Genomic DNA, 13,116 nt, shown 5'->3' on the forward strand with positions numbered 1-13,116 from the left:
TAAAAATGTAATATATCTTACAAAAGATATTTATCTATAATTAGATATAAGAATGACTATTTAACGGAGAATTCTATATTTATTTTTATATTCTAAATAAATTATGACTCCAAACTCTTACTAACAATCTCAAAGACATTTTTACTAGGATTAGAAGCTTTGATTTTCTCAAGGGCATTTTTCATCATAGCTTGTCTATCAGAGTCATAGCGTTTCCAGCTCATTAGATTACGAGCCATTCTAGCCGCAACTTGATGATTAAATTTATCAAGCTCTAGTACTGTATCAGCCATGAAAGCATATCCTAGACCATCTATGCGATGATATTGCGAAAATTAGCACCAAAACTACCAATTAGCGAATAAACTTTATTAGGATTTTTAGGGTTATATGCAGGATGTTTAACTAAGCCTTTGACTATATCTAAAGCTGATTCATCAGACATCTGTGCTTGAGATAGTAGCCATTTATTTACAACTAAATCTTCATGCTTCCAACGCTTATAAAACTCACTGATAGCATTATCACGAATTTGTTTATCGTTAGATTTTAACAACGCCGAAAATGCTGTTTGCTGATCTGTCATATTATCAGCATTATCAAATAGCTTTTGTGCTAACTCTGTACCTTGACTTTCGTCACTAGCATTCATCAGGTAACTCAAACATACACCTTTTAGTTTTCTTTTAGCAATTTGCTCAGCTGATAGGGTATATGGCTCATCATCATTACACTCTTTATACACTTCTAACCAGTCATCTTTTAATTTATCTGCTAGCTGATTCATCACTTTTTTACGAGATTTTACAATCTCATCAACCATTATTGTTGGCATTGCCTCAGCAATTGTAGACTCACTTGGTATCATTAGAGCATCACTAATTAAGGCTTTATCTAAATCTTTATCATGTAAGATTAATTTAAAAGCATTTAAAAACTCCGCATCTATATCGGTATTATTCAGGATCATTTTAGTAGATAATTGCTGTAAAGAGTCCCAACGATTAAAAGCATTATTATCATACTTAACGATATGTAATAGCTCTCTTTCAGCACGCTCATGCTCAATCTTCACAGGTGCCGAAAAATCTCTAAATAAAGAAGCTACTGGTTTTGCTGTAATATTCTCAAAAGTATAAGTTTGCTTTTGCTCTTTCAGCTCAATAACTTGCTCTGCAATATTTTCACCATCTGGAGTGATAAGCCCCATCTTAACAGGTATATGAAGCGCTTGTTTTTCTTTTTGATCAGCAGTTGGTGGAGTAGTTTGCTCTAGTGTTAGACTATAAGTTTGGTTTTCTGGATTATAGTTTTCTGTAACTTTAACATTTGGTGTACCTGATTGAGCATACCATCTCTTAAATAAGCTGAAATCACGATTATTTGCATCTGCCATAGCATTTACAAAATCATCACAAGTAACAGCTTGGCCATCATGTCTTTCAAAATAAAGTTTCATACCTTTTTGGAAACCTTGTTCACCTAGCAGGGTATGAATCATACGAATTATCTCAGCACCTTTATTGTAAACAGTAACTGTGTAGAAATTATTCATCTCAATATATGACTCAGGGCGGATAGGATGTGACATCGGACTAGCATCTTCAGCAAATTGAGCACTTCTGATAATACGTACATCATCTATACGTTTAACATCTCTTGAGTTTAAGTCAGAAGTAAATTCTTGATCTCTAAATACAGTCAAACCTTCTTTTAAGCTTAATTGAAACCAGTCTCTACAAGTAACTCTATCGCCTGTCCAATTATGAAAATACTCATGTCCCACAACACTTTGTACTAGCTCAAAATCTTTATCTGTAGCTGTTTTATAACTAGCGATAATATATTTAGTATTAAAGATATTTAGACCTTTATTTTCCATTGCACCAGCATTAAAATCAGGCACTGCAACAATCATAAAAGTATCTAAATCATATTCTAAGTCAAATCTATCTTCATCCCATTTCATAGAGTCTTTGACAGCTTGCATTGCATAACGACATTTATCTATATCTTGTTTAAATGCGTATATTTCTAAGCTTACTTTTCGGTTAGATTTTGTAACATAAGTATCTTTAATACTTGCTAGATCTCCAGCTACCAGAGCAAATAAATAGCAAGGCTTCTTAAATGGATCTTTCCATACTACAAAATGCTGAGTATCTGAAATATCTCCAGAGTCAATCTTATCTCCATTTGAGAGTATTACTGGGTATTTTTGTTTATCTGCAATTATTTTGACAATGAAAGCTGCCATAACATCAGGTCTATCTAAGTAGTATGTAATCTTTCTAAATCCTGTAGCTTCACATTGTGTAGAGAATATATATCCAGATTTGTATAAACCTTCTAAAGATGTATTAGCCGAAGGATTAATCTCAACAACTGTCTGTAAAATAAATTTCTCAGGAACATTTTCAATAATCAATTGATTTTCATTAACTACAAATTCTGCTGGTGAAAGTTCTTTATCGTTTAGTTTTACTGATAAAAGCTTCAACTCTACACCATCTAAAACTAATGTATTATTTTCGCGATTCTCTGGATTAGCAACTATATATAAATTCGCCGTTACTCTTGTTTTAGATTCATCAAGCTCAAATGTTAGATGTGTCTCATCTATAAGATAATTACTTGGTTTATAGTCTTTTAAATATTTAATTTTTGGATCAGTCATAACAAACTCATAAATCAATTACTTTTATCTCTAGCATAGCAGCAGCTATGCTTTGTTGCAATTACTATACTAAGACATGATATTTTTATAATACTTTATTTAGCTTCAGCTTCTAAAATATATTTCTTGAATTTTTAAAAACCGATCATATATTCAATTTTGAAGGGTATGAAAATATAAATCAGAAGGAGAATAGAACATGAGTAAAGAAATTAGATATAATCCATTTGAGCTAAAACATTCTATAAATGATCTTTTTGATAATTTTTTTAGCTTCCCTAAAAGTTATCAAGAGGAGAAATATTTAGAAAATATACATCTAGATATAACAGAAGATGAAGCTGCTTATAATATTTCTGCAGATCTAGCAGGTATAGAAGAGAAAAATATAGATATAGAATTAGATAAAAATAAGTTATCTATAAAAGCAAAGCGTGAAAACTTGAACAAAGATAAAAAACACCATGTCCAAGAGCGTTATTATGGTGAGTTTCAACGTAGCATAACACTACCTGACAATATAGACAGTGATAAAATAGAAGCTAAATATAGTAACGGTGTTTTAAACCTAAATATTCCTAAAAAAGAAAAGGATAACACTACTAGAAAAATATCAATAAAATCTTAATAGTTTCTAATTATTTCAAATACTTCGTTTAGCTTATTTTGGTCTTTTTGTCCTGGTTCAGACTCTACACCAGAATTGATATCATAAGCAGAGCATTTTAGTTCTATTGCTTTTGCTATATTTTTAGCATTAAGACCACCAGCAAGAATTATATTTTTTCTATCTTTGATAAGACTCCAATCAAAAGCTTTACCAGTACCACCTGATTTACCATCGACTTGAGCATCTAATAAATGATAATCTACATTAGCAAAAAACTCAGGAATACTCTTATCTACTGGATAAGCTTTCCATATCTGACAGTTTCTATGTAGTTTTGATTTAGTGCATCTATATATTCTTGATTTTCGCTACCATGTAACTGTACAGCACTTAATTTTAACGCATAGCAGGTATCTACAACGTCTTCTAATTTAGCATCAGAAAATATACCTACATAATTTAATCTAACTTTTTTTACTATCTGTTTTGCCATGACAAAATCTACATAACGAGGAGATTTCTCAACAAAAATCAAACCACCATAGACTGCTCCTGCATCATATGCTTTTTGAGCATTCTCAACAGAAGTAAGGCCACAAACTTTATTAAAACCATAAACAAGCTTTCTAACAGCAAGTTCAAGGTTACGTTCACCCATAATAGAACTTCCTATCAAAAAAACCATTAACATAATTTCTTAAATCACGGATTTCTTGATTTTTATAAATTCCCGATTCTGAAATAATAATTGTTCCTTTAGGTATTTTTGGAGCTAAAAGACGCGTAGTATTTAGATCTATAGAAAGATCTCTTAAATTACGATTATTAATACCTATAACCTTTGCCTTGAGCTTTATAGCTCTTTCAAGCTCTTCTTCATTACTAACTTCAGTTAAGATACCCATACCTAGACGATTAGCAACTTTTGCTAGCTTCTTATATTCATTATCATCTAATACCGAAAGCATCAGTAACACCGCATCTGCTTGATAATGTCTAGCTAAATATATTTGATATTCATCTATAATGAAATCTTTACAAAGTATAGGTTGAGTTACTTGCTTTCTAACAATCTCTAGATTCGCAAAACTACCCATAAAAAACTCTTCATCTGTAAGTACAGATATCACATTTGCGTAATTTTTATATACTGCTGCTATTTCATTTAGATCAAACTTCTTACGAATAACTCCTTTAGAAGGAGAGCCTTTTTTACACTCTAAAATAAATACAGCTTTGTCTGATTCCAAAGCCTTATAAAAATCTCTTTCTGTTTTGATAACTTCTTTTTTGAATACATCTAGTGGAAATAGTCTTTTTTTTGCAAAAAGCCACTTTCTTTTTGCTTCAACTATCTTAGCTAATATAGTTTCCATAACACTTATTATTTATATGATTTTATGAAGTATTTTAAACGAAAAAAGAATAAAAGTTGAATTTTTCTGTATTTTGTTAATTTGAAGATTATTTATTTTAGATATTCAACATTAACTTCAGCATAATCTTCGATAGGATTATACCTATCAAAATCTGCTTTATAAGCTCTCTTTTTAGAGTTATCTGCCCAAATTTGTTGCCATTTTTCGATGATAGCATCAGGTAGCTCGCCTTCAACACGGTATGTTTTATGGTTAAGCTCAATTTGCACAGAATTTAACCCTGTTGGTACCTCAAAAGACTCTGCCACCTCATAACCTATCAAAAGAATGTATGGAGCCGTATGATCGCCTTCATAGTCATAATAAACAGATATTATATCTTGAGATATATTTTGACCATTAAGATACTCTAATACCTCACTATTAAAGAAAAGCTCCCAAGCTTCTTCAAGCAAATCTTCTCTATCATTAGAAACTTTAGATGCTACACCTACTATTTTCATTTTACTATCTTGTTAAACATTCTGCATAACTAGATGGTATATCAAATGGAACTACATTACTATATTTCCAATCTATATTTTGCCAAACTTTACTTACTGTTACATCACGACCACATCCTGTACGATAATAGCAATATCTTTTAGGGTTTTTATGATGATAATCTTGATGATAATTTTCGGCTTTATAAAAATGTGTAGATGGTAAAATTTGAGTATATACAGATTGGTTATGTTTTTTAAATTCTGCTTTTAATCTTTTAGTAATCTCTTCAGCAACCTGCTTTTGTTTATCATCGATATAATATATAGCTGATTGATACTGCTCGCCTTTATCACAAAACTGTCCTTTAGAATCTGTAGGATCTATACGACGATAAAAATACTCTACAAGCTCTTGATAGCTAATTTTAGCAGGATCATATATCACTTCAACTGATTCTTTATAGTTTGTAATACCTGCAGATACTGTTTTGTAAGTAGGATTTTTTTGCAAACCACCATCATAACCTGAGATAACCTTTATAATACCATCATGGCTTAAATCTTGATGGTTTTGCAGATATTCAAAATCTGACTCTAAACACCAAAAACAACCTCCTGCAAATACAGCTTTTTCATATTTTGTATCCATATCTACTGAAAAGCCTAAACTACAAGATAATATTGATAAACTATAAATAATCTTCTTAATCATAATATAATCCTTAACTTTAATTATGATACTAAAAAAATTATATAAACAAATGTTGAATAAATAAATTTGCTGATGATTAAAATGTTAAGAATTTTCTAAATCTAGACCTAGTTTCTTCATCCAGTCCTTTCTCATATTACGCAACTCCCACTTCAACTTATCATCAGGAATCAAAAATCCACCCATGCCATCATGAGTAAACAACAAATCAACTACCTGCTCAGTTACAGTTTCTAATTCTGACTCTATATTGTCTTGATTATCAGGTTTAGCAGGCAAAATTATTGTAATAGCATCATCACTTTGCTCTATAACTTCAACATTTACTTCATCATTGATAGTAGTACCATACTCTTCATTTAAAGTAACTTTTGGATTTTTTATAAGTTTTTCTCTATATTCAAGATCGGTACATATTTTTTGATAATGATCTTCTGTAAAGCGCTTACTCATGATTAGCTCCTGTTGTAAATATGCTATTTCGAAGTTGTAGCAACTTTGCTTTTTGCTCAGCTGATGCTAACCATAAAAACATTTTTCCACTTGACCATATATCTATCTGATTAAGTTGAAATGGCTTTTCTTGACTACGCTTTTTATCAAAGGCAGGAATAGTGAAATATAAAGTATCTTTCTTTTGTTGTACTACTTTTAGCTTTATATTATTGGGGATAGATACTCCTAACTGAGCTAATGCTTCATAAGGATTACTAGCTAATAAATCTGCGAACTCCTTATCTTCCCAAGCTTTTTTAGTCAAAAGATATTCAAAATCATTTTTGTTCATTTTCTTTTCCTTTTTATTCAAATCACTGATAATCTAAATAAAGTATTACTATTTATTATAAATAATTTCATTTCTGAAAAATCTTTTTAAGCTCAGGATGTATTTCACATAATTTAGTAAAATATTCAAAATCCCAAAAAGAATTTAGATAATGGATGATACCATTTTTACTATGAAGTACTTGCACCATAGTCATTTTTGCTTTACCTTGATTTACTTTCCAATATAGCTTAAATCTTGCGACACCATGCAATTCAATTTGTCCATCTACATTAGCATTTTTACAAATCAATTCTTTAAGCTTAATCTTTTGTATATATTGATAACTGTCTTTAGGTAATCCATGAGCATATTCTGCTAAAGCCCTAGTTCCATCAGCAGGGCACAATTCAGGTCCATCAGGCGAAAATAAACTTTCATCCATCTCTAACTGTGTAAAAAGCTGGACATATTTTTCAATAACATTCATTTAAAAAAAATTCTTATATTTATCCTAAAAATATAACAAACTTTATTGTGAAAAAAAATCAAAAGACATCTATTAATGGTTTTTATTACCATAATTTATAACTTGTTGTAACGTATTAAAACACTTTCCTGATTTTATAAGTTCTAATATTTCTTGAGTATTTTGTTTTAGACTATCTTTACCATAAAGCTTCATAAGCATAGCGACATTTACAGCTATAGCGGCATTATAAGCTTCTTTACCTTTACCTTGAAGTATCTGCTTTATAATATCTCTATTTTGTTCTGGTAAACCACCTTCAAGATCTTTAATTGAATAAGTATCTATACCAAAGTCTGCAGGAGAAACTTTGTATTCAATTATCTGACTATTTTGTATTTCAGCAACATAAGTATCATCATGTATTGCTATTTCATCTAAACCACTTCCATATACCACTACGGCTCTCTCTACTGCAAGATTAATTAAAGTTTTTTGCCATTGGCAAAATTAAGTCCTTTGAATAAACTCCTATTACAAGCTTATTTGGTCTAGCTGGATTTATCAAAGGCCCTAAAATATTAAAAATAGTCCTAGTTTTTAAGATAGTTCTAGCCTCTTTTATATACCTAAAACCTTCACTATAAAATGGTGCAAATAAAAATCCAAGATTATATAATTCTAAACATTCTTTTGTTTGCTGTGGTGATAACTCTATATTGACACCAAAAGATTCTAAAAGATCAAAAGAGCCTGATTTACTCGATACACTGCGACCGCCATGCTTAGCTACTTTATAACCGGCTGTAGCTGCTACAATAGCAGCTGTTGTAGATATATTAATAGTATTAAACCCATCTCCACCAGTACCAACTATACCAGCTAAATCACCTTTTATTTTTGGGAACTCTTTAGTATTATCAAGTAAAGCTTCTACGGCAGCTGCTATTTCTGTTGAAGTTTCTTTTTTTAATTTAAGCGCTGTCAAAATACTAGTCTGTAATGCTAACTCTATTTCACCTTTTATAAAATAATCAAAAAGTTGGTAACTTTCTTTATAACTAAGATCTTCTAAATTATAGAGTTTATCAACTATACTTCTTAGATTAATCATTGCTGTACCCATCTAACTATATTATCTAAAAGTTTAGAGCCATGTATAGTCATTATTGATTCAGGATGAAATTGCAAACCACAAACTTTATTTTTATCATCTACTACAGCCATCACCAGATCGTTAACCTCTGCTACAATTTCTAAATCAGTTGGTACTTTTATAGCTACTAAAGAGTGATATCTTGCTACATTTAAAGGCGATTCTAAATCTTTAAAAATATCGTGTTTTATAAATTTGACTTTAGCTGTTTTTCCATGAACTATTTCATTAGCATGAGAGACTATACCACCATATGCTTCTATTATAGCTTGATGTCCTAGACAAATTCCTATAATAGGAATTTTGCCTTTAAGTATCGAGATTAGATCTACTATACATCCTGCACTTGCTGGATTACCAGGACCTGGAGATATAACAACTATTGGGTTTTCTACTGAGTTTATTTTATCTAATAAAACATCTAAATATAAATTATTTCTAAAGACTTCAACGTGATTACCCAAAACTCTAAACTCATCAACTAAGTTATAAGAAAATGAATCAAAATTATCTATAAATATAATATTAGCCATTAACTACACTCCATGTACATTTTTGATAGCTGATATTACAGCTTGTGCCTTTGTTCTAGTTTCATCAGCTTCTGCTATAGGTATAGAATCCAAAACTACGCCTGCACCCGCTTGAATTTCAGCAATTTGATCTTCTACATAAGCAGAACGTATAACTATACAACTATCTAAATCACCATAACCATTAAAATAACCTATAGCTCCACCATACCCACCTCTAGTATGTTTTTCAACTTCTGATATTAGCTGCATCGCTTTTATCTTTGGTGCACCTGTTAATGTACCCATATTCATAGAAGCTTGATAAGCATGCAAAGCATCTAAATCATCAGCAAGCTGACCTACCACTCTAGATACTAAGTGCATAACATGACTATATCTATCAACCTTTAGAAGATCTGCAACATAGCGAGTACCAGTTTTTGATATTCTTGCAACATCATTGCGAGCCAAATCTACAAGCATCATATGTTCTGCATTTTCTTTAGCATCTAATCTAAGTTCTAATTCTATTCTGCTATCTAAATCTGCGTTGATACTTCCATCAATATTCTTAGCTCTTCTACGTGTACCTGCTATAGGATATATTTCTACTTGATTAGTAGATTTTTGATACTTTAAAGCACTCTCTGGCGATGCTCCAAAAAGGATAAAATCTTCATCTTGCATATAAAACATATATGGACTAGGATTTGTGCGCTTAAGTTCTTTATAAACTTCTAAAGAATTTTGACATGGCAAAAAGAAACTTCGTGAAGGTACAACTTGGAATATATCACCATTGATAATATGTGATTTAAGCTTATCTACTATATTACAAAAATCTCTATCATTTACTGATTCTTTAGGTTCCAAATTTTTGAACTTTTCAACTTTTAACTCTATATCATTATTTATATTTTGTTTAATTGCAGCAACACTATCCTCTAAATCTGTTATTGTTTGATGACCAAAACTATTAACTTGAATAAATGTTTTCTGCTCTTGATGATCACTTACAAGTATTGTATCAGCAAGATAAAACACATAATCTGGACATTTATTCTTACGTTTTACTTTGCCTATATTTTCAAAGCTAGCAACAACATCATAAGCAAATAAGCCTGCCAAAAAAATACTAAATTCATTATATATTTCAAAACTATCTTTTATAATTCTTAAGGCATCAAAAACTGACTGTTTTTTTAATTTCTGATGTTCATTAAGCTGATAATCTTTTATTGATTTAAAAGTTAATATTAATTGTTTGTTATTATATATATATTCAACACCATCTTTGATATTTTTTTGTATTTCTTTTAGAGCATATTCACCATTTTTAGATAATGGTTTCATAAAAACTTTATTTTCAATACAAGCTATACGCAACGCACTATTAAGCACTAGGATACTTTTGAGTTTATCTTTTGTATCTATTTCTGCTGATTCTAATAAAATAGTATTTTTTTTATTTGTACATAAATTAGCAAAGCACTTATTTAAATCTTCTTGATAATCTATATTATAAATATGCGATGCTAAAAATTTTTCTGGCTCTTTAACTGACATTTATTCACCTATTTTTTTAATATTTTCACTAAATATTTCTTTTACCCTTGTAGAACAATCTTTTAAAGCATTAGAACATCTAGTTACAGTACAAATACTAATACCTATCTCTTTAGATATTTCTCTTTGAGATTTAGCTTTTCTTATAAGTTCTTTGGTTAAAAGAACTCTTTTACTTAATTGTTCTTTCTCTTCTTTAGTTAATAAAAAATCACAAATTATACTAATATCTTGTGAATCTGAATTTTCAGATAAAATATTAATTAATTGCTGCCAACCATTATTGTAAGTATTCATATATGAAAAATATTATTTTGTATTTATGTAATGTTACATCATTACAAAATAAATAACAATATTTTATGTAACACCCTTCTTATACTAGTTAACAATATACTGATCATTATAAAATATCAGGACTAGTTAATTTGAATTAACAAAATTATCAACTAAAATTCAAACAATAAATATGCTCTTTATTTGGCTTTAGAATACTAAGATTTAAATAAATTAAGGTCTAGATCAAGATATCAGAAGTAAAAAGGGGAAAACTGAGTTTTAAGAACTAGACCTTAATGAGAATATGGCGGAATGGACGGGACTCGAACCCGCGACCCCCTGCGTGACAGGCAGGTATTCTAACCAACTGAACTACCACTCCGTTATGGTGCCGACTGCCGGAATCGAACTGGCGACCTACTGATTACAAGTCAGTTGCTCTACCTATTGAGCTAAGTCGGCGACTATGAGTATGTATTATAGCTCTTTTTCAAAAGCTGTCAACAATGTTTTAGAAATTTTTTTTAATTTAATGGAATTATATCGTATTGATTGTATATATGACTATTTTCTACTTTTAGATGAATATTTTTTTGTATTTCTAACTCCAATTCTGCAAGCCAAATAGATTCTTCTTTTTCTATATAATCAATTATTTTTTCAGAAGAAATTAATAAGAAATCGTTATAGCTTGGATAATTTTTTGATTCTGATTTTATTTCTCTAAAAATATCATAGCAAATCGTCTGTAATGTTTTGACACTTCCCTTGCCATTACAATGCTCACATGGCTGACACAAAGTTCTAAGCAAACTCTCATGAACCCTTTTACGTGTCATCTCAACTAATCCTAGCTCTGATATATCACTCACGCTAGTCTTAGCCTTATCAAGCTCTAATTCTTTCTTTAAAGCCTCTAAAACTTGATTTTTATGTGATTGATCCATCATATCAATAAAATCTATAATTATAATGCCACCTAAATTTCTTAGTCTTAATTGTCTTGCTATCTCTTTTGTAGCTTCTAAATTTGTTTTAAAAATAGTTTCCTCAAGATTTTTTGTACCTATAAAACCACCAGTATTGATATCTATAGTTATCATTGCTTCAGTTTGTTCGATAACTAAATAACCTCCTGATTTTAGATATACAGTTTTATCTAAGGCTTTATTTATCTCATTTTCAATATCATATTCTTCAAAAATACTATGCTTTTGATATAGTTCTATTTTATCTCTTAAACCAGGAATATACTTATCAGCAAAATGACAAATTTCTTTATATGAATCTATATTATCTACAAGAATTTTATCAAGATTATCATTGGCAAAAATATTGATAGTTTTAATTATTAAACTAAAATCTTCATAAACAACGCCTGGCCTAATGATTGTACTAGAAATATCTAAAATATCCTGCCATAAATTATTTAAAAATTTTATATCATTCTCTAATTCTTCATAACTAGCACCTTCAGCAGCTGTCCTTAGAATGTATCCACGTGGATTTTCACTTTGGGTAATTTTTTTTATAGATTCTAATAGTCTTTGTTTTTCTTGTTCATTGGTTATTTTAAGTGAAACACCTATATGATCTAAATCAGGTAAGAAAACTAAAAAACGTGATGATACTGATAAATGTGATGTTAATTTTACACCTTTATTGCCGATACTTTCTTTAACTACTTGTACTAGAACCTCTTGACCTTCACGTAACCATTTATTTATATCTTCAGTATTTAATTTTTTAAGTTTAAAATTCTCATCAGAATCCTCATCATCTTTTTCTAGAGGTATAACTTCTGATAAATGTAAAAATCCTGCTTTTTCTAAACCAATATCTACAAAGGCTGCTTGCATTCCAGGAAGTACTCTGATTATCTTTCCTTTGTAGATGTTTCCAACAATTCTTTTTTGATTATCGCGTTCTATCAAAATTTCTTTGAGGATATTATTCTCTTTTATAGCTATTCGCTGTTCATATTTATTTATATTCAAAAATATTTCAGTATTAAATGACATTAGAAAAAATATTTTAAATTTTTATTAACATCAATTATAAAGGAAAATTTTTTTTTTATATTTTTGGATATCTTTTATATTATTTATTATATATAAACTTATTTTTTCTTTTTATATTATTATTTATTATGTGAGCATTTTACTGTGAATAACTTTGTAATATATATATATACCAATGCCTTGATGTGAATAAAAAAAAATGTATAAGATTGTAAAAAAATACTAAAAAAGATCTGAATAAAAATGTGGATAAAAAATCATCAAATTTATTAACAGAAATATTAACATATTTGTGAATAACTTATTTAACAAATAATTGCCCAAAGAATAAACAAATTAATTAACATAATTATCCACAGGCGTGCTTAATTATGATTGCTTATTTTTTTTTATTACAATAAAATCTTATCCATTCAATTAATACTTTTGCCTACAATTGGCTATCCTTTATATTTTAAGGGTTATTGGGATATTTTTTATT

Annotated in this window: 10 protein-coding genes, 2 tRNA genes and 3 pseudogenes; 1 reads left to right on the forward strand and 14 read right to left on the reverse strand. The window is 29.5% G+C overall.

Going from position 1 to position 13,116, the window contains the following annotated elements:
• Window positions 1–101: 101 nt before the first annotated feature.
• Window positions 102–2,677: pseudogene (pepN, locus tag FSC454_RS09350) on the reverse strand (aminopeptidase N).
• Window positions 2,678–2,876: 199 nt separating this feature from the next.
• Here pepN and FSC454_RS09355 point away from each other — a divergent pair.
• A complete protein-coding gene (locus FSC454_RS09355; RefSeq protein ID WP_066046021.1) occupies window positions 2,877–3,305 on the forward strand; it encodes an Hsp20/alpha crystallin family protein in 429 nt (142 codons plus the stop codon).
• On the opposite strand, the pseudogene trpCF reads toward FSC454_RS09355, so the two are convergent.
• From trpCF to FSC454_RS09420, 13 genes and pseudogenes are all read right to left on the reverse strand, one after another.
• A pseudogene (trpCF, locus tag FSC454_RS09360) lies at window positions 3,302–4,663 on the reverse strand (bifunctional indole-3-glycerol-phosphate synthase TrpC/phosphoribosylanthranilate isomerase TrpF). The gene FSC454_RS09355 and the pseudogene trpCF sit on opposite strands and share 4 nt — an antisense overlap.
• Window positions 4,664–4,755: 92 nt before the next feature.
• On the reverse strand, window positions 4,756–5,169 hold the full coding sequence (locus FSC454_RS09365; protein ID WP_066046015.1) for a GyrI-like domain-containing protein: 414 nt from the start codon (window positions 5,167–5,169) through the stop codon (window positions 4,756–4,758).
• 4 nt (window positions 5,170–5,173) lie between these two features.
• Window positions 5,174–5,863, reverse strand: coding sequence for a peptide-methionine (S)-S-oxide reductase MsrA (gene msrA, locus FSC454_RS09370; RefSeq protein WP_066046011.1), 690 nt, complete (start codon window positions 5,861–5,863; stop codon window positions 5,174–5,176).
• A gap of 84 nt (window positions 5,864–5,947) precedes the next feature.
• The gene (locus FSC454_RS09375; protein WP_066046005.1) at window positions 5,948–6,316 is read right to left on the reverse strand and encodes a nitrile hydratase subunit alpha; all 369 of its coding nucleotides are present in this window, start codon (window positions 6,314–6,316) and stop codon (window positions 5,948–5,950) included.
• Window positions 6,309–6,650: an NHLP leader peptide family RiPP precursor gene (locus FSC454_RS09380; RefSeq protein ID WP_066046003.1), complete on the reverse strand. Its 342-nt coding sequence runs from the start codon at window positions 6,648–6,650 to the stop codon at window positions 6,309–6,311. The genes FSC454_RS09375 and FSC454_RS09380 overlap by 8 nt, the downstream gene beginning before the upstream one ends.
• A gap of 67 nt (window positions 6,651–6,717) precedes the next feature.
• Window positions 6,718–7,119, reverse strand: a complete 402-nt coding sequence (locus tag FSC454_RS09385) for a hypothetical protein (RefSeq protein ID WP_066046001.1) — start codon at window positions 7,117–7,119, stop codon at window positions 6,718–6,720.
• 72 nt (window positions 7,120–7,191) lie between these two features.
• Window positions 7,192–8,212 (reverse strand): annotated as a pseudogene (gene trpD, locus FSC454_RS09390) (anthranilate phosphoribosyltransferase).
• Window positions 8,209–8,787: an aminodeoxychorismate/anthranilate synthase component II gene (locus FSC454_RS09395; RefSeq protein WP_066045995.1), complete on the reverse strand. Its 579-nt coding sequence runs from the start codon at window positions 8,785–8,787 to the stop codon at window positions 8,209–8,211. Before FSC454_RS09395 ends, trpD begins: the two are co-directional and overlap by 4 nt.
• 3 nt (window positions 8,788–8,790) lie before the next feature.
• On the reverse strand, window positions 8,791–10,335 hold the full coding sequence (locus FSC454_RS09400; RefSeq protein ID WP_071794834.1) for an anthranilate synthase component 1: 1,545 nt from the start codon (window positions 10,333–10,335) through the stop codon (window positions 8,791–8,793).
• Window positions 10,336–10,632 (reverse strand): trp operon repressor, encoded by a 297-nt coding sequence (gene trpR / locus FSC454_RS09405; protein WP_066045484.1) that lies wholly within the window; start codon window positions 10,630–10,632, stop codon window positions 10,336–10,338.
• Between the two features lie 287 nt (window positions 10,633–10,919).
• Window positions 10,920–10,996: transfer RNA gene (locus FSC454_RS09410), tRNA-Asp, on the reverse strand.
• A 4-nt stretch (window positions 10,997–11,000) separates the two neighbouring features.
• A tRNA-Thr gene (locus FSC454_RS09415) sits at window positions 11,001–11,076 on the reverse strand.
• 62 nt (window positions 11,077–11,138) lie between these two features.
• Window positions 11,139–12,635: an Rne/Rng family ribonuclease gene (locus FSC454_RS09420; RefSeq protein ID WP_014549127.1), complete on the reverse strand. Its 1,497-nt coding sequence runs from the start codon at window positions 12,633–12,635 to the stop codon at window positions 11,139–11,141.
• Between the last annotated feature and the right edge of the window lie 481 nt (window positions 12,636–13,116).

It is taken from the genome of Francisella hispaniensis FSC454, from assembly GCF_001885235.1.
Classification (GTDB): Bacteria; Pseudomonadota; Gammaproteobacteria; order Francisellales; family Francisellaceae; genus Francisella; species Francisella hispaniensis.